Origin of the sequence: Microbispora sp. NBRC 16548, from assembly GCF_030268985.1 — a bacterium.
Classification (GTDB): domain Bacteria; phylum Actinomycetota; class Actinomycetes; order Streptosporangiales; family Streptosporangiaceae; genus Microbispora; species Microbispora catharanthi.
The window spans coordinates 206,976-231,603 of record NZ_BSSF01000001.1; the positions used below are offsets into that span (position 1 = coordinate 206,976).

A 24,628-nucleotide genomic window follows, 5' to 3' on the forward strand; every position below is an offset into this window, starting at 1 on the left:
TGTCGTCGGCGGTGCGGTCACCAACCGTAGGAGTGCGGCCGAGGCTGATCCCAGAGGCGGGAACGACAAAGACCAACGGATTCTCGCCAGCAGCTGTCACCTGGGGCTTCGTGGATCTGCGCTGGATTCGTCGCTGGCGGGATTCCGTCTATCGTGGCGATCGTGCACACCGTGGCGATCCTGGCGCTGGACCATGTCGTGCCGTTCGATCTGGCGACCCCCATCGAGGTGTTCGGGCGCACCCGCCTGCCGGACGGCCGGCGCCCCTACCGCGTGCGGGTGTGCGGGCCCGCCCCCGAAGTGGAGACCGAGGCGTTCGCCCTGCGCGTGCCGTACGGCGTGGACGCGCTGGCGGAGGCCGACACGGTCGTCGTGCCCGGCTGCTCGGAGCGGGCGGGGCCGCCCCCGCCCGAGGCGCTGGAGGCACTGCGCGACGCGGCCGCGCGGGGCACCCGCCTCGCCTCGATCTGCGTGGGCGCGTTCACGCTCGCGGCGGCCGGGCTGCTGGACGGTCTGCGGGCGACCACGCACTGGGCGGCGGCGCCCGCGCTGGCCCGGCGGTTCCCGCTGGTGGACGTGCGGCCGGACGTGCTCTACGTCGACAACGGGCAGGTGCTCACCTCAGCGGGCGCGGCCGCCGGCCTCGACCTGTGCCTGCACATGATCCGGCGCGACCACGGCTCGGCCGTCGCGGCCGACGCCGCCCGCCTGTCGGTGATGCCGCTGGAGCGGGAGGGCGGTCAGGCCCAGTTCATCGTCCACGAGCACCCGCCGGTGCCAAGCGGTTCGCTGCTGGAGCCGGTGCTGGCGTGGATCGAGGACAACCTCGGCCGCGACCTCACCCTGCGGGAGATGGCGGCCCGCGGCGGGATGAGCGAGCGGACGTTCAGCAGGCGCTTCCGGCAGCAGACCGGCACCACGCCGCTGCAGTGGCTGCTGCGCGCCCGGGTCCGGCGGGCGCAGTATCTGCTGGAGAACACCGACCACGGCATCGAGCGCATCGCCGCACAGGCCGGTTTCGGGTCGCCGACCGCGTTCAGGGAGCGGTTCAAGCGGGTCGTGGGGACCACACCGCAGGCGTACCGCTCCTCGTTCCACTCCTCATTCCACGGGGGCCCCGCCGCCACCTGAACGCCACGAGCAGGCGCAGGGGCGGCGGCGCGGAGCTACGAGACCGGCTCCGCGCCGCCTGGTTCGGCGGGGTGGCTCTTCGCCGCGTGTCACATGGGCGGCTCTTCGCCTCCGGTGTCGCCCGTGGTGGCCATGCCGCCCTCCGTCGTGGCGGCCTCCTCGTCGCCGTCCGCGCCGAGCGCGCCGCCGATCGCGGCGATGGCGTGCACGAGGCGCACACCCGAGCCGTCGCGGCGGCCGAGCTCCTCGGGCAGCGGCACCGGCTTGCCGGTCGAGGAGACCGCCTTGACCGGCGCCGGGCCGGCGTAGGCGTGCAGCAGGACGTCCTCGCCCTTCAGGAAGCGCTGGGCGCGCACGCCACCGGTCGCGCGTCCCTTCGGCGGGAAGTCGGCGTAGTCGGAGATCTTGCCCGCGCCCATCTGCGTGCCGGGCAGGGCGGTGGAGGACCCGGCGATCGTCACCACACGCGCCTCCCGCGTGGGATCGACCACGCCGAAGAAGACCACCTTCGCGTCGCCGTCGAGGCGCACACCGGCCATGCCGCCCGCCGGGCGTCCCTGGGGCCGTACGACGGAGGCGGGGAAGCGCAGGAGTTGCGCGTCGCTGGTGATGAACACGAGGTCGTGGTCGACGGAGGTCAGCTCGACGGCGCCGACCACCACGTCGCCGTCCCGCAGTCCGATCACCTCGAACTCGTCGCGGTTGACGGGATATTCGGGCACGACCCGCTTGACCACGCCCTGGCTGGTGCCGATCGCGAGCCCCGGCCCGTCGGGGTCGAGCGAGCCCAGCCCGACGACCTTCTCGTCCGGTTCGAGGGCGACGTACTCCGACACCGGATGCCCGCCCGCCAGTGAGGGCGGGTTGGCCGAGGGCGGCAGCGCGGGCAGGTCGAGCACCGAGACGCGGATCAACCGGCCTGTGGAAGTCACCACGCCCACCTCGCCGCGCACGGTCGAGCGGACCACCGAGACCAGCACGTCGTGCGCCACACGGTCGCCCTCGCCGGAGATCGGCGAGGCGTCGGTCGTACGGGCGAGCAGGCCGGTGGACGACAGCATCACCAGGCAGGGATCGTCGGCCACCTCCAGCGGCACGACGGCGGCCCTGGCGGCCTCCGACGACTCGAGCAGGACCGTGCGGCGCGGCGTGCCGTACGTCTTGGCCACCTCGGCCAGTTCGGACGACACGACCTTGCGCAGCCGGTCCTCCGAGCCGAGGATCTCGTTCAGCTCGGCGATGTCGGCCTGGAGCTGCTCCTTCTCCCGGTCGAGCTCCAGCTTGTCGTAGCGGGTGAGACGGCGCAGCGGGGTGTCGAGGATGTAGTTCGCCTGGGTCTCGCTCAGCTCGAAGGTCTCCATGAGCCGCGCGCGGGCCTGCGCCGTGTCGTCCGAGTTCCGGATGACCTGGATGACCCGGTCGATGTTGAGCAGCGCGATGATGAGGCCGTCGACGAGGTGCAGCCGCTCCTCGCGCTTGCGCAGCCGGTACGCCGAGCGCCTGCGCACGACGTCGAGCCGGTGGTCCACGTAGACCGACAGCAGCTCGCGCAGGCCGAGCGTGCGCGGCTGACCGTCGACGAGGGCGACGTTGTTGATGCCGAAGGTCTCCTCCATCGGCGTCAGCCGGTAGAGCTCCTCCAGCACGGCCTCGGGGTTGAAGCCGTTCTTGACCTCGATGACCAGGCGCAGGCCCTTGTGCCGGTCGGTCAGGTCCTTGAGGTCGGCGATGCCGGTGAGCTTCTTCGCGTTCACCAGCTCTTTGATCTTGGTGACCACCCGCTCGGGGCCCACGTTGAACGGCAGCTCGGTGACGACGATGCCCTTGCGGCGCGGCGTGGCCTGCTCGATCGTCGCCTTGGCCCGCATCTTGAAGGTGCCGCGGCCGGTCTCGTACGCGTCCCTGACGCCGTTCAGGCCGATGATCGTGCCGCCGGTCGGCAGGTCGGGGCCGGGGACGAAGCGCATGAGCTCGTCGAGCGTCGCGTCCGGCTTCCTGATCAGGTAGCGGGCCGCCGCGATGACCTCGCCGAGGTTGTGCGGGGCCATGTTGGTGGCCATGCCGACCGCGATGCCGGAGGCGCCGTTGACCAGCAGGTTGGGGAACGCCGACGGCACGACCGACGGCTCGGTCTCCTGGCCGTCGTAGTTGGGCTTGAAGTCGACGGTGTCCTCGTCGATCGACTGCACCATGAGCATGGCGGCCGGGGCGAGGCGGGCCTCGGTGTACCGCATCGCGGCGGGCAGGTCGTCGGGAGAGCCGAAGTTGCCGTGCCCGTCCACCAGCGGCAGGCGCATCGAGAACGGCTGCGCGAGCCGTACGAGCGCGTCGTAGATGGCCGAGTCGCCGTGCGGGTGGAGCTTGCCCATCACCTCGCCGACGACGCGGGAGGACTTGACGTGCCCGCGGTCGGGCCGCAGGCCCATCTCGCTCATGGAGTAGAGGATGCGGCGCTGGACGGGCTTGAGTCCGTCGCGCGCGTCGGGCAGCGCGCGCTGGTAGATCACCGAGTAGGCGTACTCAAGGAAGCTCGTCCGCATCTCCGCGGACACGTCGATGTCGACGATCCGCTCCTCGAAGTCCTCGTCCGGCGGGGGTGTCGTCGTGCGTCGGGCCATGTCGTGGTTTCCTGCGTGTCGAGGAGCCGGACCCCGGCCGTCGGGACCGGGGAGGGCGAACGTTGATGGTGGACATCAGTGGTGGACATCGAACATTCTGCCGAGAGTTCACCCTGTTCGCGACTCACCACCATACTGCCGGGCCCGCGCCCGCCGTCCCGGCTTCCCCGGCAGGACAGCACTTGCGGCCCCGGAACGGTCAGTCGCGGGGGCCGGCGCCGGGCCAGGGACCGGGCGTCTCGCCCTCGTCCTCGTCGCCCGGCATGTTCAGTTTCTCGTCGTAGATCCGGAAACCCCGGGCCTTGTAGTTGGCGAGCGCGGCCGGTCCGTCGAGAGAGCAGGTGTGCACCCAGACCCGCCGGGTGGCCTCCCGCCCCGGCCAGCGCTCGGCGAGGTCCCAGGCGCGGGCCGCGGCCTCGCCCAGCAGCCACCCGCCGAGGCCCTGCCCGATCGCGTACGGCAGCAGCCCGAAGTTGACGATCTCGACCGTGCCGCCGTCCTGGGCAACCAGTTCGGCGTACCCGGCGGGGGTGCCGCGCACCCAGGCCACCCAGGTCTCGACGCCCGGCCGGTCGAGCCAGTCCTTCCACTGCTTCCAGGTCCACGGCAGCCGGTTGGTCCACTGCCAGTCGCCGCCCACGGCCGTGTAGAGGAAGCGGCTGAACTCCGGGCTGGGGACCTCGGCGCGGACGACCTGCGCGGGGAGCGCGGGCGGCCGTCCCGGCCGCAGGTCGGCGGGGCTGGTCTGTTCGAGATACCAGGTGGTCACGTCCATAGCGGGATTCATCCAACCACGACGCCCGCCCGGGTCGGTCCGGCCGCTTCGCGGTCGCGGCGGAAACGGTCGGCCGGACCTGGTACCAATGGGCGGGTGAGCGAAGAAGAGGTGATGCTGCGGGAAGAGGCGGAGGCCCGGCTGCGGGCGCTCGCCGGCGATCAGGCGCGGCTGCGCGACGACCAGTGGGCCGCCATCAAGGCCCTGGTCATGGACCGCAGGCGGGCGCTGGTCGTGCAGCGCACCGGCTGGGGGAAGTCGGCCGTCTACTTCATCGCGACCGCGCTGCTGCGCGAGCTCGGCGAGGGGCCCACGGTCATCGTCTCCCCGCTCCTGGCGCTGATGCGCAACCAGATCGCCGCGGCCGAGCGGGCGGGCATCCACGCCGAGACGATCAACTCGGCCAACCCCGAGGAGTGGGAGAAGGTCTACGGCCAGGTCGCCGAGGGCGCGGTCGACGTGCTGCTGGTCAGTCCCGAGCGGCTGAACAACCCCGACTTCCGCGACAACGTGCTGCCCGAGCTGGCCGGCAGCGCGGGTCTCCTGGTGATCGACGAGGCCCACTGCATCTCCGACTGGGGCCACGACTTCCGGCCCGACTACCGCAGGCTCCGCACCCTGCTGGCCGAGCTGCCGCCGGGCATCCCCGTGCTGGCCACGACGGCCACGGCGAACGCCCGGGTCACCCGCGACGTCGCCGAGCAGCTCGCCGTCACGCAGGAGTGGGACGAACTGCCCGGCGGCGAGGTGTTCGTCCTGCGCGGCCCCCTGGAGCGGGAGAGCCTCCACCTGAGCGTCGTACGGCTGGGCGGCGCGGACCAGCGGTTCGCCTGGCTGGCCAGGACGCTGCACGAGCTGCCGGGCTCCGGCATCGTCTACACGCTGACCGTGGCCGCGGCCCAGGAGATCGCCGCGTACCTGCGCGAGCAGGGCCACACCGTCGCCGCGTACACCGGGCAGACCGAGCCGGCCGACCGGCTGGCGGCCGAGGAGGACCTGCTCGGCAACCGGGTCAAGGCGCTGGTGGCGACCTCGGCGCTGGGGATGGGCTTCGACAAGCCCGACCTGGGCTTCGTCATCCACGTGGGCGCGCCCGCCTCGCCCGTGGCGTACTACCAGCAGGTGGGCCGGGCCGGGCGCGGCGTGGAGCGGGCCGAGGTCATCCTGCTGCCCGGCCCCGAAGACCGGGAGATCTGGGCCTACTTCGCCTCACTCGCCTTCCCGCCGGAGGGCGTGGTCAGGGCGACGCTGGAGGCGCTGTCCGAGGGGGGAGTGCTGTCCACCGCCGCACTGGAGACGAGGGTCGACCTCAGCCGGAGCCGGCTGGAGATGATGCTCAAGGTCCTCGACGTGGACGGCGCCGTACGCCGGGTCAAGGGCGGCTGGGAGGCCACCGGCGAGCCGTGGAGCTACGACACCGAGCGCTACGCCCGGGTGGCCGCCGAGCGCCGGGCGGAGCAGGAGGCCATGCTCGGGTACATCGCGACCACCGAATGCCGGGAGCAGTACCTGCGCCGCCACCTCGACGACGATTCGGCGACGCCGTGTGGCAGGTGTGACAACTGCACCGGCGCCCACCGTTCCGCCGAGGTGCCGGACGAGGCCGTCCGGGCCGCCCAGCAGCGGCTCGCGCGTCCCGGTGTCGAGATCGAGCCGCGCCGCCAGTGGCCCACCGGCCTGCCGGACCTCAAGGGGCGGATCAAGCCGGAGCTGTCCGCCGAGCCGGGCCGCGCGCTCGGCCGCCTGACCGACATCGGCTGGGGCACCCGGCTGCGCGAACTGTTCGCGGCGGGGGACGGGCCGGTGCCCGACGACGTGTTCGCGGCCGTGGTCGAGGTGCTGAAGTCATGGGGGTGGGAGCGGCGGCCGGTCGCGGTGGTCGCGGTGCCGTCGGGCACGCGGCCGGCGCTGGTCGGGTCGCTCGCCGAGCGGCTCGCCCAGGTCGGCCGGCTGGAGTATCTCGGGGCGCTCGGTTATCGCGACGGGCCGCCCGCCGCCAGGCACAACAGCGCCCAGCGGGTCACGGCCATCCGGGGAACGCTCGCGATGCCGCGTGACGTCGCCGCGAGGATCGCGGCGGCGGGCGGGCCGGTGCTGCTGGTGGACGACCGCGTGGACAGCGGGTGGACGATGGCGCTGGCCGCCGCCCAGGTCCGTCACGCGGGGGCGCCCGCCGTGCTGCCCTTGGCCCTGGCCGTCACCAGCTGACCACCTCCCGAGCCCGGCCCAGGGGCGAACCGGCGCGCCCCTGACACACCGGCCCCGACACACGGCCCCGACACACGGGCCCTGACACACGGGCCCTGACACACCGGCCCTGACACACCGGGGCGGCGAGCCGAGGCCGGGCTCCGGGACGGATCAGGGTGAGGTCAGGGTGATCACCCCATCCCGGGGCCGCGCGTGGTCGCCAAACTTGTCGCCATGAGATCACTTGTTGCGGCTCCGGCCCTGGTCGGCGCGTACGGCGTCGCCCGGATCGTCGACGGATTCGACGGCAGCCGGGGGCCCGGCCTGGCCTGGACCGTGGGCCACCTGTTCTTCCTGGCCGCGTTGATCCTCTTCGTGCGGATTTTCGCGCGGCTCCGGACGATGGCCGGCGGCGGCGTGACGGCCACGGCGGGGTACGCCGCCGGCCTCGCCGGGGCGCTGGCGCTGGCCGCGCAGTTCACGATCGACATCGTGGTCGGCCTCCTGTCCGCCGACCACGACGCGATGGGGCCCCGCTTCGACGCGGTCAAGGCGATCCCGGGGGTCGAGCCGGTCGTGTACACCGTCGTGCCGTTGCTGTTCTACGCCGGCATGGTCGCGCTGGTGGCCCGGCTCGCCGCGGGGCGGCGGGTGCCCTGGTGGAGCCCGGCGCTGGTGCTCGTGCAGGCCGTGCTTCCGCTCGCGAGCAAGGACCTGATCCCGCTGGCAGCGGCGCTGCTCCTGCTGGCCTTCGTGCCGCTGCTGCGCCTGCGGCCCGCGCAGCCGGTCGTGCTCGCGCGAAGCTCGTTCTGAACCGGCCCGTTCTGAGCGGGCCGTTCTGGAATCCGGGTCAGAGGCGGGGGCGGGCGCCGAGGTTGGAGATGCACTTGGCGGCGAGGGCGTTGCCCGCCGCCAGCGCCTCGGCGGCCGGCTTGCCGTCCAGCCAGACGGGCAGGAAACCGGCGGCGAAGGCGTCACCGGCGCCGGTGCCGTCCACCACCCGGTCGACGACCTCGGCGGGCGCCCGGACCGGTTCGGGACGGCTGTTGGAGTACCAGAGCGAGCCCTCGGCGTTGAGCTTGATCACGACCTGCGGGAACCAGGCGGTCAGCACCTTGGCGGCCGCGGCGGCGTCGTCCCTGCCGGTGAGCACCTTGGCCTGGTCGGCGTTGGCGAACAGCAGCTTCGCGCCGTCGGTCCACTCGAGGAACGGCTCGGCGCCGGTCCGCTCCAGCGGGGCGGAGGAGGCGCAGTCCACGGAGATCGACATGCCGGCGCGCCGGGCCATGTCGAGCGCGGCGATGCCGGCGTCGCGCGACCCCTCGTTGATCAGCGTGTAGCCCGACATGTGCAGGTGGCCGCCGGTGCTGAACAGGTCGCGCGGCAGGTCCTCGGGGGACAGCGCGGCGTTGGCGCCGGGGTCGGACAGCATGGTCCGCTCGCCCTTGTGGGTGACGAGCACGACGCAGGTGCCGGTCGGCCGCTCGGGGTCCATGACGAGCCGGGCGTCCACGCCGTACCCCATGAGCTCCATGTCGCGGTTGCGGCCGGTGATGTCGGCGCCGCGGCGGCCGATGAAGGCGACCTCCGAGCCCTCCACGGCCAGCCAGGAGGCGATGTTGGCGCCGGAGCCGCCACCGTGCATGGTCACGACGGCCGGGGTGTCGCTCGCCCTAGCAAGAGGGAACTTCGCGCGGGCGACCGCGTCCGTCATGAGATCGCCCACCACGACGACCCGCGTCATGATGTCACCACCTTGCCAACTGCTTGTGGAGGTGAGCCATGCCCTAGGAGGGGCGGCGTCCTCTCCGTGCTGTGAGGCTGACGTCCAGAAACCTAACAGCTTCCAGGGGCGTCGTGGGGTGGAGAGCGGACAGACGGGCACAGTCGATGCACAAGCGTTGCCCAACTTGCCACGTCAGGGCTGGTAGATCCCCTATAAGCGGATCCAGAAAGCGGGCCCTCCAGTCGTAAGGAATGTCTCAATACAGGCCAAGCCGGACACCGCTAGCCTCGATTGCGTGCACCCTCAGTACCCCGCCCACTGGGAGGCGGACGTCGTGCTGTCCGACGGCGGCACCGCCCACGTCCGCCCGATCAGGCCGGACGACGCCGACATGCTGCGCTCGTTCTATTCGCGCCTGTCCGCGGAGTCCATCTACTTCCGGTACTTCGGGCCGCGGCCGCGGCTGACCGACAAGGACGTGGTCTGGTTCACCAACGTCGACTACGACAACCGGGTCGCACTCATCGCCACGATCGGCACCGAGATGGTCGCGGTCGTACGGTACGACCGGGTGCAGCCGCGCGACCACGCCGAGGTGGCCTTCCTGGTGGAGGACGCCCACCAGGGCAGGGGCGTGGCCTCGGTGCTGATGGAGCACCTGCGGGCCGCCGCGCGCGAGCGCGGGATCAAGACGTTCATCGCGGACGTGCTGCCGGGCAACCACCGGATGATGGGGCTGTTCCGCCAGGCCGGCTACACGGCGCAGAGCCAGTTCGAGGACGGCGTCGTGCGCATGACGCTCGACCTGTCCAGCACCGAGACCGCGCTGGAGGTCCGGCTCGCCCGCGAGCACCGCGCCGAGGCGCGCTCGATCGCCCGCCTGCTGACGCCGGAGTCGGTCGCGGTGATCGGGGCGAGCCGCGAACCGGGCGGCATCGGCCAGACGGTCCTGCGCAACCTGCTCGCCGCCGACTTCACCGGCCCCGTCTACCCCGTCCACCGGCACGTACGGGCCGTGGCCGGCGTGCGGGCCTACCGCAGCGTGTCGGCCATCGACGGCGAGGTGGACCTCGCCGTCCTGGCCGTCCCCGCCGAGGGCGTGCTCGAACTGGTCGAGGAGTGCGCGGAGAAGGGCGTGAAGGGCCTGGTCGTGGTCTCCTCCGGATTCGGCGAGACCGGGCCCGAGGGCCGCGCCCGCCAGGAGGAGCTGGTCCGCATCGCCCGGGCGTACGGCATCCGGGTGGTGGGGCCCAACTGCCTGGGCATCGCCAACACCGACCCCGCCGTACGGCTCAACGCGACGCTCGCGGCGACCCTGCCGGGGCGGGGGAGGGTCGGGTTCTTCAGCCAGTCGGGCGCGCTCGGCACCGCGCTGCTGCAGCGGGTGGCGCAGCGCGGCATGGGCATCTCGACGTTCGTCTCGGCCGGCAACCGGGCCGACGTGTCCGGCAACGACCTCCTCCAATACTGGGAGGAGGACCCGGCGACCGACGTGATCCTGCTCTACCTGGAGTCCATCGGGAACCCGCGCAAGTTCACCCGGCTGGCCCGGCGGATCTCGCGGTCCAAGCCGATCGTGGTGGTCAAGTCGCGGGGCGTCCCCGGCGGGCACCGCGCGCCCGTGCTCGCGCTGCCCGACACCGCGCTGAGCTCGCTGTTCGCGCAGGCCGGGGTCATCCGGGTGGACGACCTGGTCCAGCTCTTCGACGTCGCACAGCTCCTGGCGCACCAGCCGCTGCCGGCCGGGCCGCGGGTGGGCGTGGTCGGCAACTCCGACGCGCTCACGCTGCTCGCGGAGGAGGCGTGCGCCGGCGCCGGCCTGCAGCCGAGCCTCCCGGTGAACCTCGGCGCCCGCGCCGGCGCGGCCGAGTTCGCCGAGGCCCTGCGGAGCGTCCTGCCCGAGGTGGACGCCGCCGTCGCGATCTACATGCCGCCGATCCCCGGCGACTGCCGTGAGGTGGCCGAGGCGCTGCTGGAGGTCGCGCGGGAGTCGGGCAAGCCGGTGCTGGCCACCTTCCAGGGCGAGCTGGGCATGCCGGCCGAGCTGCGCGTGGCGGGCGGCCCCGGCGACGACTCCCCTCAGCGCGGGTCGATCCCGTCGTACCCCGCCCCTGAGGAGGCGGTCCGCGCGCTGGCCCACGTCGTGCGGTACGCCCACTGGCGCAGGCAGCCGCCGGGCACGGTCGCGTCCGTCGAGGGGATCGACACCGCCGCGGCGCGTGAGATCGTCGCCGCCGCCCTGGTTGGTGAGGGGGCGGCCGGTGAGGGGGCGGACGGCGAGGAGCGGGAGATCGACGCGACCGCGCTGCTGGCCTGCTACGGCATCGAGGTGTGGCCGGCGCACGTCGCCGCCGACGCCGAGGAGGCCGTCGCCGCCGCCGAGCGGATCGGCTGGCCCGTGGTGGTCAAGTCGGCCGACCCGGAGGACGCGCGCCGCGCCGGCACCGTCCGCATCGGCCTCAGCGAGCCCGCCGGGGTCCGGCAGGCGTACGCCGACCTCGCCGCGCTCCTCGGGCCCGGCACGCCGCTCGCGGTGCAGCGCATGGCGCCGCAGCCCTCGGTGCCCACCGTCGTCGGCGTGACCCAGGACCGCTACTTCGGCGGGGTCGTCACGTTCGGCCTCGGCGAGGTCACCGCCCGGCTGCTGGGCGACCAGGCCTACCGCCTCGCGCCGCTCACCGCCGAGGACGCGGCGGGGCTGGTGCGATCGGTCCGCGCCGCGCCGCTGCTGTTCGGCGAGTACGGCTACCAGGCGGTGGCCGTGGAGGCGCTGGAGGAACTGCTGGTGCGGGTGGGGCTGCTGGCCGACGCCCTGCCCGAGGTCGCCAGGATGGACCTCGACCAGGTCCTGGCGGGCGCGTCGGGAGTGGCCGTGCTCGGCGCGCGGGCCGTCCTGCGGCCCGTCAACGCGTTGCGTCCCGACGTCGGGCCCCGCCGCCTGAGCTGATCGGTGCCGTCTGAGCTGATCGGGCCTGCGTCACGCCGTGGGCGGAAAACCCGTCCCGTCGGGGTGTGAAACAGGTGTCCCTTACAGGGCAGGATGGACCCATGAGGGAAACCCGAGTCTCCGCCGCGGGCTTGCGCGAGGCCATAGATCGCAGCGGCTACTACCCGGATCTGGTGGCCGACGCCGTCGACTCCGCGCTCGGCAACGAGCCGGTCACTGCGTACGTCGTGCATCACGAGGCCACGTTCGACCCGGCGATGGAGGTGCGCAGGCACGTCACGGTCCTGGTCCTTTCGCCGACCCGGCTGCTGGTCTGCCACACCGACGAGCACCCGCCCGCCGAGGGCATGCCCGCCTCTCACGCCTCCACCACCACCGAGGCGGTGAGGCTCAGCCGCATCCAGTCGGTCGCCGTGACCAGGGTCGTGCCCGACCCCGCGTCGTACGCGCCGGGCGTCCCCCCGACGGAGGTCACGCTGACGATCGGGTGGGGCGCGATCTCCCACGTCGATCTCGAACCGGCGACCTGCGGCGACGAGAACTGCGAGGCCGACCACGGCTACACCGGCGCGATCACGGCCGACGACCTGTCCCTGCGGGTCAGCGAGGCGGCCGACGGTCCCGAGGCCGTCACCCACGTGCTGGCGTTCGCGAAGGCGCTGTCGGAGGCCACCGCCAAGGCGGCGACGGCCTGACCGTCCCCCCTCGAGCCGCCGGGAGGTGACGTGATCGACCACCAGCCCTCGGGAGCTCTGCCCGGGGAGCCGCCCGTGGCGTCGCCGTCCGCGCCCGTGCCGTACGTGCCCGTGCCGCCCGTGCCCGTGCCGCCCGTGCCCGTGCCGTACGTGCCCGCGTACGGCACGGCCTCGCTGGCCGATCTGCCGGGCTCACTGCTCGCCTCCCTCGGGCTGGCGGCCGACAACACGCTGGCGCTGGAACCGGCCCCGCGGGTGTGCCTGTTCCTCGTGGACGGCCTCGGGGCCGAGCTCCTAGCCGCACACCCCGGCGCCGCGCCGTTCCTGTCGGCCCATCTGCGGGGGACGCTCACGGCCGGCTTCCCCTCCTCGACCCCGACCAGCCTGGCCACCCTGGGCACCGGCGCCCCGCCCGGGGAGCACGGCATGGTCGGCATCCAGATGGCCGTCCCGGGGGAGGGGCGGCTGTTCAACTGCCTGCGCTGGACCGCCCCCGGCCTGTCGATCGACCCGGACGTGTGGCAGCCCGCGCCGACCGTCTACGAACGCATGGCGGCGGCGGGGATCGAGCCCGTCTACGTGGCGCCCGCCTCGTTCGACGGCACAGGACTGACCCGCGCCGTCTACCGGGGCATGCGCTATCGGGCGGCCGAGAGCCCCGGCGAGCGCGTCGAGTCCGTGCGGCAGGCGCTGCGCGAGACCAGGTTCGTCACCGTCTACTACGGCGAGGTCGACCGCGCGGGGCACTTCAGCGGGTGGGGCAGCGGTGAATGGCTCGAACAGCTCGCCGTCGTGGACCGCATGGCCGAGCGCATCGCCGGGGCGCTGCCGCCGGGTGCGGTCCTGTACGTCACGGCCGACCACGGCATGATCAACGCGGCCGACAAGGTGGACGTGGACCGCCGCCCCGACCTGCGGGAGGGCGTGCTCATGCTGGGCGGCGAGGCCCGCGCCCGCCACGTCTACACCTCTCCCGGCGCGGCTTCCGCGGTGCTGGAGACCTGGCGGGAGGCCCTGCGCGGGCGGGCCTGGGTGGTCACCCGCGAGGAGGCCGTCTCCTCGGGCTGGTTCGGCCGCCGCGTCCGCCGCGAGTGGCTCGGCCGCGTCGGCGACGTGGTGGCCGTGCCGTACGGCGAGTGCGTGATCGTGGCCTCGGCCGTGGAGCCGGTGGAGTCGTCCATGATCGGCTATCACGGCTCGCTGACCCCCGCCGAGCAGAACGTCCCGCTCGTACGGATTCATCGCTGACGCGCCTGCCGATCTGCCGCTGACGCTTCTGCGTATCTGCCGTTGACGCTTCTGGGAGATCCGCCGCTGATCCGCCTGCCTTCTGATCGACAGCCTAGACTGCTCAGTTTTGGGTGTACAGTCTGAACTGTCTTTTTGGGGGTGCGCCATGAGCGATGCGGTCTCGGAGGCGGCGGCGCAGGCGGCCGGCGACGCCTGGGTGGCGGTCAGCCGGCTCGTCCGCAGGCTGAGAGAGCTGGACGCGGAGGGAGACCTCAGCTCCGGCCAGGTCTCCGTGCTGGTGCGGCTGGCCAAGCACGGCCCGGCGTCGGCCAGTGAGCTGGCCGCGGCCGAGCGGGTCAGGCCGCAGTCCATGGCGGCGATCGTCCAGGCGCTGGAACGGGCCGGGCTGGTGGAACGCCACCGCGATCCCGAGGACGGCCGGCGTCAGCTCGTCACACTGACCGAGCTGGGGCGCGAGCGCCGCCTCGACGACCGGAGGGCGCGCGAGGCCTGGCTGGCACGGGCGCTGCAGGAACACTGCACCGAAGCACAGCTGCGCACGATCATCGAGGCGATGGCGCTGCTGGACGCCGTGGCCCAGTCATGATCAAGGTCCAGGCATGACCCGGGTTCCGGCCGCCTCCCGGGCCGGGCGCCGATCGGACGCCGGCGGCTTCGACCGCCGGCTGATCGCCCCGATGATCCTGGGCTCGATCCTGAACCCGATCAACTCCTCGATGCTGGCGGTGGCGCTCGTCCCGATCGGCCGCTGGTTCCACGCCTCGCCCGCGCACACCGCGTGGCTGGTGACGGGGCTCTACCTGGCCACCGCGGTCGGGCAGCCGGTCATCGGACGGCTGGTGGACACCTTCGGCCCACGGCCGCTGTACCTGACCGGCACGGCGCTGGTCGGCGTCGCCGGGCTGCTGGGCGTGCTGGCGCCCAGCCTGGGCGTCCTGATCGTGTCCCGGGTCCTGCTCGGGATCGGCACCTCCGCCGCCTACCCCGCCTCGATGTTCCTGCTGCGGGCCGAGGCCGACCGCACCGGCATGCGAAGTCCCAGCGGAATCCTGGCGGCGCTGTCGATCTCCAACCAGGTCATCGTGGTCGTCGGGCCGACCCTGGGCGGTCTGCTCATCGGAGCGGGCGGCTGGCATCTCATCTTCGCCGTCAACGTGCCGCTCTCGGCCGCCTGCCTCGTCCTCGGTGCGCGGCGACTGCCCCGCCGCGCCACGACCTCCTCCGCGGCCGCCCGGCCTGGCGGGGCACTGGACGTGATCGGCATGGCGCTGTTCGCCGGCACGCTCACGGCGTTCATGACGTTCCTGATGAACCCGGCGTGGGGGCTCTGGTGGCTGCTGGTGATCGTCGCGATCACCGGGACCTGCTTCGCCGTAAGGGAACTGCGGGTGGCGCAGCCGTTCCTCGACCTGCGGGTGCTGGGCGGCAACCTGCCGTTGCTGGCCACGTACGGCAGGCAGTGGCTGGCCTACACGACCTCCTACGCCTTCATGTACGGGTTCCCCCAATGGCTGCAGGACGGCCGGTCGCTCACCCCCTCGGCCGCCGGGCTGCTGCTCCTGCCCATGTCGGCGATGGCCATCGCCGTGACCGCCCTCACCGGCCGCCGCGCCGAGGTGCGCGGCAAGCTCGTCGCGGGCGCCGCGGCGCAGATCGCCGGTTGCGCCGTGCTACTGGCGGCCGGCTCCGGCAGCCCGATGTGGCTGCTGGCGCTGATCGGCGCGTTCGTCGGCGTCGCACAGGGCCTCAACGGGCTGGCCAACCAGAACGCGCTGTACGCGCAGGCCGATCCGGCCCGCATGGGCTCCTCGGCCGGGCTGCTGCGCACATTCGGATATCTCGGCGCGCTGAGCGCCTCGGCCGCCGACGCGGCGTTCTACCGGCACGGCGCCACCACGCTCGGGCTGCACCACCTGAGCCTGCTCCTGTTGGGCGTCTCGGTCCTGTTGCTGCTCGGCATCCTCGCCGACCGGTCGCTCCGCCGCGTCGGCCGCACCTGACCACCCTCTGTCCACACGTCGAAAAGGGAGATTTCCATGCCCGTGACCACGCTCGACCCCAGGACCGCGCTCGTCGTCGTCGACCTGCAGAAGGGTGTGCTGGCCGTCCCCGGCAGCCCGTACTCCGCCGCGGACGTGCTCGCCCGGACGGTCCGGCTGGCCGAGGCCTTCCGTGCGCGCGACCTGCCGGTCGTCCTCGTCCGCGTCACCGCCGCGGCCGACGGCTCCGACGCCGTCCCGGGACGCACCGACCTGTCACGCCCCGGGCGCGCCTGGCCGGACGGCTGGGACGAGATCGCCGACGACCTGGCCGGACATCCGGGAGACATCGTCGTCACCAAGCGCAACTGGTCGGCGTTCTACGGCACCGACCTCGACCTGCACCTGCGCCGCCGGCGCGTCACCCAGATCGTGCTGACCGGGGTGGCCACGAGCATCGGCGTCGAGTCCACCGCCCGCGCCGCCCACGAGCACGGCTACCACGTCACCCTGGCGACCGACGCCATGACCGACCTCGCCCCCGAGGCCCACCACCACAGCGTCGAGAAGATCTTCCCGCGCCTCGGCGAAACCGGCACCACCGCCGAGATCCTCAACCTGCTCGCCGCGACCGCGTCCTGAGGCGCGTGGAGCCCCGCCGGCTTGACACAATGGCTGCGGCACCGTCCACAGGGATTTAAAGGCGAGGGGATGGCATGAGCCCGCTGATCACTCCTGAGGAGCTCGCCGCGATCGGCGACGCCGCGATCCTCGACGTCCGCTGGCGGCTGGGCGGACCGCCCGGCGTCGAGGCGTACCGCGAGGGCCACATCCCCGGCGCGGTCTTCTGCGACCTCAACGCCGATCTCGCCGCCCCCGCCGGGCCCGCCGGACGGCATCCGCTGCCCGCGCCGGAGGTGTTCCAGGAGGCGATGCGCCGCCTCGGGGTGTCCGAGGGCCGGCCGGTGGTCGTCTACGACGAGGCCGACTCGACGGCGGCGGCCAGGGCCTGGTGGGCGCTGCGCTACTTCGGCCACGGCGACGTGCGCGTGCTCGACGGCGGGCTGCGGGCCTGGACCCGGGCCGGGCTCCCGGTGACCAAGGACGAGAGTCCCGTCCCGCCGGGCGACTTCACCGCGCGGCCGGGCGGGATGCCGGTGCTCGACGCCGATCAGGCCGCCGCGCTGGCGTCCGACGGCGTGCTGCTCGACGCCAGGGCGGCTGAGCGCTACCGGGGTGAGGTGGAGCCGATCGACCCGGTCGCCGGGCACATCCCGGGTGCGGTCAGCGCCCCGACCACCGGGAACGTCGAGCCCGGCGGGCGATTCCATAAGAGGGAGTTCCTCCGCGAGCGCTTCAACAGCCTCGGGGCGGTCGAGGGCGTGCCCGTCGGCGCGTACTGCGGGTCGGGGGTCACGGCCGCCCACGAGGTGCTCGCACTGGAGATCGCCGGGCTGCCGGCCGCCCTGTACGTCGGCTCGTGGTCCAACTGGGTCGCCGATCCCGGCAGGCCGGTCGCGACCGGCTGACGGGGTGCGTGGTGGCGCGACCGTGGGCGCCTCCTGACCGGGACGCGGAGCGCGTCAGGCATCGCCGTCGGTGAGGGTGCGGCGCGTCAGCGGGCGACGAGGGGCTCGTCGCCGGCGCCGAAGCAGACGAAGCCCGGCACGGCCGTCTTCTCGGACGCCTGGGCCAGCGCCTCGGCGGGGGAGCGGCCCTCTGCCAGCAGCGTGTGGAAGAGCGTCATGAGCGTCAGCGCCTCGTCGTCGCGCACCGGCACCACACCGGCCACCACGCACGCGGCGTCCCCGTTGCGGGCGGCGCTGTCGAGGAAGGCCCCGGCGAGGCCCAGCGCCGCGCCGTCCACCGGGGCGTGTGCCATCCCGGCGTCGCAGGCCGACAGCACGACGAGACGGGGGATCCGCCGCGCGGTCAGCAGGTCGTAGGCCATGAGCGGCCCGTCGTCGAGCGTGATCTGCGACAGCATGGGCCCGCGCGGACTGAACATCCCATGGGCCGCGACGTGGAGCACGTCGGCCCGCTCAAGTGCGCGGAGCGCCTCCGCCCTGGTGGCGCCGACGCGCCGCGCCCGCGCGTGCGCGGTGGCGACCATGTCGGCCTCGGCCGCGGCATGGTCGAGCCCCGGTCCCGCGAGCGACAGCACCAGGGGGACGCCGGCCGGGCCCGGGCGCGGGGCGAGCCACGCGGCGGCGTCGGCCGCCACCGACACCGGCCGGCCGCGCAGCGAGGGAAGCAGCGGCCAGGGCAGCGTGCACAACGCTCCGGTGGGCACGACCGTCACCGGCCCGCCGGGCCGGCTCCCCGCTGACGTGAGGGTGCCGGGACCGGACAGGAGAGCGCGGTCGAGCGCGGACAGCTCGCGGGCGGTCCCCTCGTCCACCACCCCGGGAAGATCGCCCGCGTCACTCGGGGCATCGCGCAGGGTGTCGAGCAGGGTGTCAAGCAGAGCGCGGCGGCGCAGGCCGTACCGGATCCGCACGGTCGCCTCCACCGCCGCCTGATAGGAGCCGAGGGCCCGCAGCGCGCATCCCTCTGACCCGGCTGTGACGGCGAACAGGTCGTCGCCGCGCCGCACGAGCTCCACGAGGAGCCCGGCCCCGGCGGGCAGGACACAGTGGAGCACCGACGTGGGAGCCGCGGCGCCGCGCACGACCGCCCGCCATCGCTCGGCCCATTCGAGCACCGTCCGCGCGTCCCCCGTCCGCCGGGCCCGGTCGAGGGCGATCTCCAGGCCGAACGCGGCGAGATCCTCGGCCGGCCGCGCCGCGTGCACCCGAAGTTCCGCGTCCCACGCCACGTCGCGGTCGCGTGGACCGGCGTCGCCGCCCGGGGCGTGCACGGCCTCGATGCCCCGTGCCGTGGCCGCCAGGGCCCGATCGAGGTCTCCGTCCAACCGGTGCCGTATCGCCACCGCGTGCCAGCGTACGAGCGGGCGGGTGGCGGTGGCGGCGACGCGATCGAGCTGCGGGCGGGCGGTCGTGATCGCGCCCAGCCGTACGGCCGCCGCCGCGGCGGTGAGCCGCAGCGCCGCCGAGGCTCCGGGCCAGCCGCACGCCGCGAGGTCGTCGGCGCAGGCGACGAGGTCGGTGACCAGACTCTCGGCCCCCGCCGCGTTCCGGCTGCCGCCGGCCTGGGCCTCCGCCGCCGCGTCCCGTGCGTGCGCGGCCGGCGGGGCGGGGGTCTCCGCGAGGCGGGCGCGCAGGACCACCTCCCTGGCGAGGGGCAGCCAGGCCGTCCTGCCCTGCGCGTCCAGCTCCGCTAGCGCCGTGCGCGCCGTCGTCTCGGCCAGCGGGGCGTCCCCGGCGAGGAGCGCGGCCTGGGCGAGCAGCAGCCGCGCGCCGGGGAGCGCCGCCTGCGCCCCGGCCGCCACCAGTTCGGGGACGGCCTGTTCGAGCAGCGTGCGCGCCTCACCGGGCAGTCGCGCGGCCACCAGCGCCTCGGCGAAGTCCGTGCGCATCACGGCGAGCCGTTCGGGGAAGCCGAACAGCGTGGCCTCGGCCGCGCGGTAGCGCGCGAAGGCGGCGGCGATGTCGCCGCGCCGGGCGGCCACGAACGGCAGGTTGCCCTCCGCCAGCATCGCGACGTGATCCAGGCCGGCCGACCTCGCGACCCGGGCGCACTCGGCCAGGTCGGCCTCGGCCTCGCCGTACTGATCGAGGTAGGTGTGGGCGAGGCCGCGGTTCAGCAGCCCGCCCGCCCGGAACCGGGGATCGTCGTCCAGCAGGCCGATCGCCCGGTCGCAGTGCCGTATGGCCTCCTCGTGCCGTCCCAGCAGGATCAGGGCGACCGACCGCTGCACGCCGAGCCTCGCGAGGTCCGCTCCCGCGAGATCCCGCTCGGCGAGGTCGGCGAGGCGTAACCCGCCCTCGGGGTCGCCGAGCTGGGCCCTGACCGTGACGAGCGACATCCTGGCCTGCGCCACCCGGCGCGGGAACCCCCGCCCCGCCGCGATCGCCTCCTCCAGCCGCTCTCCGGCGAGTTCGAGGTCGCCCAGCTCGCGAGCCGCCAGCGCCGCCGCGCGCAGCGCCACCGACGCCGCCTCGCCGTACGCGCCGGTGGCCAGGTCCAGTACGGCTCTCGCCTCCCCGAGGGCGAGCCGAGGGTCGGTCGCGGAGAGCCGCACGGCGGCCTCGGCCCTGTCGAGCAGGTCCACGTCCAGCTGGTCTCCGGAAGAAGTCATGGGTGCACGTGGATCCAGCGGGTGAAGACGGGAGGATGGCCGGGCCGGTGGCAGACGACGCTGACCCACCCGGGCGGCAGGCCGGCCACCGCGAAGTGGCCACTGCCGGAGGGCACGCGGACCTTGGCGATGTGCGGTGTCCGCACCTCGATCCTGGTGTCCGGCCCGGGGACGGGGGTCACCTGACCCGCCACCTCCATGCGCCCGCCGGTGACGGCCGTCTCGACGTCGATGACCAGGTCGTTCGCGCTGAAGCGTCGGACGCCGGCCTGCGCCGCCCCGGCCTCGGGGGAGGAGCGGGCTCCCGGCGGCACGGGGAGGTCGACCGGCCCGGCGGGCACGCCTCCGGGCACCCGCAGGCCGAAGACCGCCCGGGCGGCGGCCGACACGCCTTCCGGCACCGGATCGGCGCCCGCTCCCATGCGCAGGGCCGCCAGCAGGTATTCCTCCCTCAACGGGCTTCCTCCTCCACGAGAGCGCGCAGGCGGGCCATGCAGCGGGCCCGGGTGGGGCCGATGCTGCCCACCGGCAGGTTGAGACGGACCGCTATCTGGGCGTACCGCGCCTCGGGGTGGAGCACGTAGAGGCGGATGAGCGACCGGCACGGCTCACCGAGCAGGTCGAGCCTGCGCCACACCTGCCTGCCGAATTCGGCGTCCACCACCGCGGCCGTCGGGTCGGGCAGCGCCGTGTCCGGCACGTCCAGGTCGGAGACCACCTCCCCGCGTGCCCTGCGGCTGAGCCGGGCCGCCTCGTGGCGGGTCGTGGTGACGAGCCACGCGCCGATCCGTTCGGGGTCGCGGATCGCGCCCGCGTTCTCCACGAGCCGGAGCCATGCGCCCTGCACGGCGTCGGCCGCGTCGGCGGCGCTCAGCCCGAACGCCCGGGCGACCGCCCACATCCTGCCGTCGAATCGGGCGACCAGGTCCTCCCAGGCGGCCTGGTCGATGATGGCGATGGGGTTGTCTGTCGACATCTGTCACTCTGCGCGATCGAGGAGAAGCTTATGGTGACAGGAACCCTATCGATCTCCGCTCGTCACGACCACCCCGAGATCCGCGATCCGCCGGCCGCCGTCGAGCAGGTGCCGTACGGCCCGGCCCGGCGGGACCTCCCGGCACAGGCGGGCGAGTGCGCCGGTGACGACGGCGGCGGCGAACGAGGTGCCGCTCCAGGTGGCGTAGCCGTGGAAGTCGCCGTAATCGAGGAAGCTGCTGGTGAGGCCGACGCCCGGGGCCCAGACGTCCACCCAGGGGCCGTGCGCGGAGAAACCGGCCCTGGCGTCGCCGTCGAGCGCGCCGACCGCGACCACACCGGGCAGGGCCGCGGGCCAGAAGGGACGCGACGAGGCGGTGTTGCCCGCGCACGCGACGACGGCGGGGAAGCCCGCGAGCGCTTCGGCCAGCCCGAGGGGCGGCGCGTCGTCGAAGGTGTGCCCGCCGAAGGAGAGGTTCACCACGTCGGCCCGGCCGACGCGCAGCGCGGCGAGCGCGCGCAGCAGCGCCGCCTCGTCGCTCACGCCGTCGCTGTCGAGAAAGCGCAGGACGCGCAGCCGGACGCCGGGCGCGTGCCGCAGGATCAGCCCGGCCACGAAGGTGCCGTGCCCCGCCTGCCGGTCGCGCGCGCCGTCGCCGTCCGCGTCGGGTGTCTCGGCGATGTCGTCGCTGTACCACCGCGCCAGCCAGGGGTGCGGCGCCAGGCCGGTGTCGAGGACCGCCACGGTGACCTCGCCCGGCTCACCCGGCTCGTACGGCGGCGCCGCCGCGGGCAGGGGCGGCCCACCGGGCCCGCCGAAGAACAGCGGCTGGCCGGACAGGACGTGGTTGGGGGAAGCGGCGTGCCCGCGGTCGCGGAGCGTGGCCGTCAGGTCGATCACGTCGGTGCCCGGCGGCAGCCGTACGCGATGGACGCGGCCGGCACCCGGAAGGGCCTCGGAGGCCAGGGCCCACCGGGCGACGGCGGCGGGGGAGGAGGTCAGGAGTTCGTCCGGCCGGATGAGAACGGGCCGTCCCGGGAGGGGTTCGACGAGCCGGCTGCGCATCGGGGAGCCTTTCCGTGATGGTTACGGAACGCGTCCTTCCCGATTCAGTTGGTCGCCAAGCGCCAATCGGTATGACCCCCCTCTGGTGCCAGGCTGCGACGGACGGTAGTCTCTCCTACAGTCATCCAACCGTGATCATTCCAAGTGTGAGGCCGTTGGGGAAGGCGCACCTCATGCGAATTGGGAGGTCCGGTGGCTGCTGCTCGTGGCGTCCTGTACGTCCACTCGGCTCAGCCTGCGCTGTGCCCGCACATCGAGTGGGCCGTCGCAGGCGTTCTTGGCGTTCCCGTCGACCTGACGTGGACCGCCCAGCCCGCCGCGCCCGGGACCCTGCGGGCCCAGGCGGAGTGGGAGGGGCGTCCCGGCACGGCGGCGGCGATCACGTCCTCACTCATGGGCTGGCAGCGCATCCGCTTCGAGATAACCGAGGACGCCTCACCGGGCGTGGACGGCTCCCGGCACGCCTACACACCGACGCTGGGCGCCTTCACGGCGGTCGTCGGCGCGAACGGGGACATCCTGATCCCCGAGGACCGGCTACGCAACGTGATGCTGATGGCTGCCCAGGGCCGGGTCGTCCTCGAGGAGGAGCTCGACCGTCTGCTGGGCAAGCAGTGGGACGAGGAGCTGGAGTCGTTCCGGTACGCGGGCGAGGGTGCGCCGGTGCGCTGGCTGCACGCGGCCGTCTGACGCCTTTTTATGCGGATGGTGATAACAATCCGCCCTTGCGCCTTGTGAAAGCGACATAGAAAGTCGTCTTTTTCGCAGATATACCGGGACTCATCCACGTCCGCACCCCCCGACGCGGACCCGAGGAGGAGTCCATGAGCGTTCTTGCCCGGCGCCTGGCGATCGGCGTGGCGGCGGCGGCGCTGCTGGCCGGCTCGGCGGCGCCCGCCCACGCGGCCGCCGCCTACGACTACCACCCGAGCGACGCCGACTGGGCCGACTGTCCACGGCTTCCGGCCGGTGCCACGCCCGACACCTGGAGTTGCATCTTCATCATCACCGTGGGCGGCTCGATCAAGCTCGGCTCGATCACCCAGGACATCAGCGAGCCCCTGCGGATCACCGTCGCACAGGGCAAGCTCGCCGATGGCAGCACGGCGGCGGCATTCGGCAGCGTCGCCGGCGGCCGGATGAAGGTGCCCGGCGGCCTCATCGGCAAGCCGTTCGAGGTGCCCAAGCTCACCGACGTGTACGTGGAGACCCAGGGCACCGGGAAGGTCGAGGCCGGCCCGATCTTCCCGACAAACGTCGGTATCAAGATCCGCATGATTCACTCGCTGCTCGGCAAGAAGTGCTACATCGGGAGCGACGCCGCTCCGATCGTGCTGAACCCCGAGGTCACCTCGCTGGACCTGACGTCCATCGACGGGACGCCGGTCTTCAAGGTCGCGGCCAAGGACACGACGTTCGCCGTGCCGAAGGCGTCGGGCTGCGGCCTCAACTGGGGCCTGGTCAACACGGCCGTGAACCTGCGGGCCGGGCTGCCCTCGCCAAGCGGCAAGAACGCGGCCGACTTCCAGTGGTTCGTCCGCGGCAAGTCCTACCTGGAGCTTCCCCAGCTCACGTCCTGACCTACTCCGCGTCCGCCCGGCCCCCACCCGTGGAGGCCGGGCGGGCGACGGCTCAGGCGAGCCCGTCCAGCACGGCGATGTCCTCGGGAGACAGGCACAGCCGGGCCGCGGCCATGTTCTCCTCCAGGTGAGCGAGCGAGGAGGTGCCGGGAATGGCCAGGGTGACCGGGGAACGGCCGAGCAGCCAGGCGATCGCCACCTGGGCACGGGTCGCGCCGTGCCGCCCGGCGACCTCGTCGAGCACGGCCAGCCGCTCGGCCGAGGGGGCCATGCCGGGCGGGGCCTGCGACAGGTCCACGTCGTGCCGGAGCATGCCGGCGGCGAGCGGGAAATAGGCGGTGAACGCGATGCCGGCGGCCTCGCACGCGGCCAGGACGTCCGCGCCCGACCGGTCGAACAGATGGAACCGATTCTGCACCGCCGCCACGGGGGCGATCGCGCGTGCCTCGGCCAGTTGGTCCACGGTCACGCCGCTGAGCCCGAGCGCCCGGATCAGCCCGCGTTCGTGAAGCTCGGCCAGCGCCCCGAAGGACTCGGCGAAGGGCACTGCGCTGGGAAACAGCAGTCCGTCGCCGCCCACGCGCAGGTGGACGAGGTCGAGCCGGGCCCGGCCGAGCCGGACCAGGTTCTCCTCGACCTGTTCGCGCAGCCGCTCCGGCTCCGCGGCGGCCTCGAAACCGTGCCACTCGTCGCGGACCACGCCGACCTTGGTGGCGATGACCAAATCGTCAGGATAGGGGTGCAGGGCCTGCCTGATCAGGTCGTTGGCGACGTGCGGGCCGTAGAAGTCGCTGGTGTCGATGTGGGTGACGCCCAGCTCCACCGCCCGGCGCAGCACGGCGAGTGCGGTGGCGTGGTCCCGCGGCGGGCCCCACACGCCCGGACCCGGCAGCTGCATCGCGCCGTACCCCAGCCGCCGGACGGCCAGGTCGTCCGCGAGCCGAAGGACGTCGCCGATGGAAACGGTCATACAGATCTCCTCGTGCCGGCCGCGGTCTGGTCGCCGCGGCTGCGGGAGAGGCGGGCCTGGATCGACGCCGTGGTGATCGCACCCTCGGGATCGCGGTCGAGCTTGTGCCGGCGCACCAGGTCGTGGACGCCCTGACGGGTGATGCCGAGCATCGCCGCGGCGACCGAGACCGGCACCGCGGTCGCGGCCGGGTGCCCCGCCCGCCGGGCGACCGCCCGGCCCAGCGGCGTGCCCCACCACGCGGCGGGCGGATCGAACGGCGCGTCACCCGGATACAGCGCGCTCACCAGCCGGATCGCGAGGAAGGCGGCCGCGCGGTCGTCCTCGCCGCACAGCACGTCGGCCCAGGCCCGGCTCTTCGCCGCCAGAAGCTCGCGCAGTCGCGTGTCCTCGCCGGACAGCTCGTCCGGCTCGAACAGGATCTCCAGCGCGTCGAGCACCCTGCCGCCGACGATCCGGCACAGGTCCTCGGCCAGTTCGCGGCGCTCGTCCATGCCCGCCTCCCTTCTACTTGACGACAAGCA

The 24,628-nt window shown here is 73.5% G+C and carries 21 protein-coding genes; 12 read left to right on the plus strand and 9 right to left on the minus strand.

The genetic code is table 11. The features are described from left to right. Positions 1 to 162: 162 nt before the first annotated feature. On the plus strand, positions 163 to 1,131 hold the full coding sequence (locus tag QSK36_RS00950) for a GlxA family transcriptional regulator (RefSeq protein ID WP_285780992.1): 969 nt from the start codon (positions 163 to 165) through the stop codon (positions 1,129 to 1,131). Between the two features lie 89 nt (positions 1,132 to 1,220). Here the strand turns inward: QSK36_RS00950 and QSK36_RS00955 are convergent, their stop codons facing one another. Further along, positions 1,221 to 3,749 carry a DNA gyrase/topoisomerase IV subunit A gene (locus QSK36_RS00955; protein WP_285780993.1) on the minus strand — a complete coding sequence of 843 codons (2,529 nt, stop codon included), beginning with the start codon at positions 3,747 to 3,749 and terminating at the stop codon, positions 1,221 to 1,223. A 199-nt stretch (positions 3,750 to 3,948) separates the two neighbouring features. Next, complete coding sequence (locus tag QSK36_RS00960; protein WP_285780994.1) at positions 3,949 to 4,524, minus strand: GNAT family N-acetyltransferase; 576 nt, start codon at positions 4,522 to 4,524, stop codon at positions 3,949 to 3,951. Positions 4,525 to 4,638: 114 nt separating this feature from the next. Between QSK36_RS00960 and QSK36_RS00965 the strand changes: the two genes are divergently transcribed. Then, positions 4,639 to 6,732, plus strand: a complete 2,094-nt coding sequence (locus QSK36_RS00965; RefSeq protein WP_285781433.1) for a RecQ family ATP-dependent DNA helicase — start codon at positions 4,639 to 4,641, stop codon at positions 6,730 to 6,732. 216 nt (positions 6,733 to 6,948) lie between these two features. After that, a complete protein-coding gene (locus tag QSK36_RS00970) occupies positions 6,949 to 7,527 on the plus strand; it encodes a hypothetical protein (protein WP_183543965.1) in 579 nt (192 codons plus the stop codon). A gap of 37 nt (positions 7,528 to 7,564) precedes the next feature. Here the strand turns inward: QSK36_RS00970 and QSK36_RS00975 are convergent, their stop codons facing one another. After that, positions 7,565 to 8,458, minus strand: coding sequence for a carbohydrate kinase family protein (locus tag QSK36_RS00975; protein ID WP_139576392.1), 894 nt, complete (start codon positions 8,456 to 8,458; stop codon positions 7,565 to 7,567). Between the two features lie 277 nt (positions 8,459 to 8,735). Here QSK36_RS00975 and QSK36_RS00980 point away from each other — a divergent pair, with 277 nt between their 5' ends. From QSK36_RS00980 to QSK36_RS01010, 7 genes are all read left to right on the plus strand, one after another. Continuing rightward, on the plus strand, positions 8,736 to 11,387 hold the full coding sequence (locus QSK36_RS00980) for a bifunctional acetate--CoA ligase family protein/GNAT family N-acetyltransferase (RefSeq protein WP_285780995.1): 2,652 nt from the start codon (positions 8,736 to 8,738) through the stop codon (positions 11,385 to 11,387). A gap of 101 nt (positions 11,388 to 11,488) precedes the next feature. Next, on the plus strand, positions 11,489 to 12,082 hold the full coding sequence (locus QSK36_RS00985; RefSeq protein WP_139576394.1) for a DUF5998 family protein: 594 nt from the start codon (positions 11,489 to 11,491) through the stop codon (positions 12,080 to 12,082). Between the two features lie 30 nt (positions 12,083 to 12,112). After that, the gene (locus tag QSK36_RS00990) at positions 12,113 to 13,330 is read left to right on the plus strand and encodes an alkaline phosphatase family protein (RefSeq protein ID WP_352239452.1); all 1,218 of its coding nucleotides are present in this window, start codon (positions 12,113 to 12,115) and stop codon (positions 13,328 to 13,330) included. 148 nt (positions 13,331 to 13,478) lie between these two features. After that, positions 13,479 to 13,919, plus strand: coding sequence for a MarR family winged helix-turn-helix transcriptional regulator (locus QSK36_RS00995; protein WP_182901577.1), 441 nt, complete (start codon positions 13,479 to 13,481; stop codon positions 13,917 to 13,919). A gap of 13 nt (positions 13,920 to 13,932) precedes the next feature. After that, positions 13,933 to 15,333, plus strand: a complete 1,401-nt coding sequence (locus QSK36_RS01000) for an MFS transporter (protein ID WP_285780996.1) — start codon at positions 13,933 to 13,935, stop codon at positions 15,331 to 15,333. A gap of 36 nt (positions 15,334 to 15,369) precedes the next feature. After that, the gene (locus QSK36_RS01005; protein WP_285780997.1) at positions 15,370 to 15,954 is read left to right on the plus strand and encodes a hydrolase; all 585 of its coding nucleotides are present in this window, start codon (positions 15,370 to 15,372) and stop codon (positions 15,952 to 15,954) included. A 74-nt stretch (positions 15,955 to 16,028) separates the two neighbouring features. Further along, entirely contained in the window at positions 16,029 to 16,841 is an 813-nt protein-coding gene (locus tag QSK36_RS01010; RefSeq protein WP_285780998.1) for a sulfurtransferase, read from the plus strand. Positions 16,842 to 16,927: 86 nt separating this feature from the next. Here QSK36_RS01010 and QSK36_RS01015 read toward each other — a convergent pair whose 3' ends face one another. The 4 genes from QSK36_RS01015 to QSK36_RS01030 are packed head-to-tail and all read right to left on the minus strand — an operon-like array spanning position 16,928 to position 21,554. After that, positions 16,928 to 19,513, minus strand: a complete 2,586-nt coding sequence (locus tag QSK36_RS01015; protein WP_285780999.1) for a CHAT domain-containing protein — start codon at positions 19,511 to 19,513, stop codon at positions 16,928 to 16,930. Next, complete coding sequence (locus QSK36_RS01020; protein ID WP_183543954.1) at positions 19,510 to 19,968, minus strand: hypothetical protein; 459 nt, start codon at positions 19,966 to 19,968, stop codon at positions 19,510 to 19,512. The genes QSK36_RS01015 and QSK36_RS01020 overlap by 4 nt, the downstream gene beginning before the upstream one ends. After that, positions 19,965 to 20,489, minus strand: coding sequence for an RNA polymerase sigma factor (locus QSK36_RS01025; RefSeq protein WP_285781000.1), 525 nt, complete (start codon positions 20,487 to 20,489; stop codon positions 19,965 to 19,967). Before QSK36_RS01025 ends, QSK36_RS01020 begins: the two co-directional genes overlap by 4 nt. A 45-nt stretch (positions 20,490 to 20,534) precedes the next feature. Then, entirely contained in the window at positions 20,535 to 21,554 is a 1,020-nt protein-coding gene (locus QSK36_RS01030) for a S8 family peptidase (protein WP_285781001.1), read from the minus strand. Between the two features lie 192 nt (positions 21,555 to 21,746). On the opposite strand from QSK36_RS01030, the gene QSK36_RS01035 reads away from it, so the two are divergent. Together QSK36_RS01035 and QSK36_RS01040 are read left to right on the plus strand one after the other, a co-directional pair. Then, a complete protein-coding gene (locus QSK36_RS01035) occupies positions 21,747 to 22,244 on the plus strand; it encodes a DUF3145 domain-containing protein (protein WP_179155579.1) in 498 nt (165 codons plus the stop codon). Positions 22,245 to 22,378: 134 nt separating this feature from the next. Further along, the gene (locus QSK36_RS01040) at positions 22,379 to 23,134 is read left to right on the plus strand and encodes a hypothetical protein (RefSeq protein ID WP_139576402.1); all 756 of its coding nucleotides are present in this window, start codon (positions 22,379 to 22,381) and stop codon (positions 23,132 to 23,134) included. 52 nt (positions 23,135 to 23,186) lie between these two features. Here the strand turns inward: QSK36_RS01040 and QSK36_RS01045 are convergent, their stop codons facing one another. Further along, positions 23,187 to 24,104: an aldo/keto reductase gene (locus tag QSK36_RS01045; RefSeq protein ID WP_285781002.1), complete on the minus strand. Its 918-nt coding sequence runs from the start codon at positions 24,102 to 24,104 to the stop codon at positions 23,187 to 23,189. Then, positions 24,101 to 24,598, minus strand: a complete 498-nt coding sequence (locus QSK36_RS01050; protein WP_183543942.1) for a hypothetical protein — start codon at positions 24,596 to 24,598, stop codon at positions 24,101 to 24,103. Before QSK36_RS01050 ends, QSK36_RS01045 begins: the two co-directional genes overlap by 4 nt. Between the last annotated feature and the right edge of the window lie 30 nt (positions 24,599 to 24,628).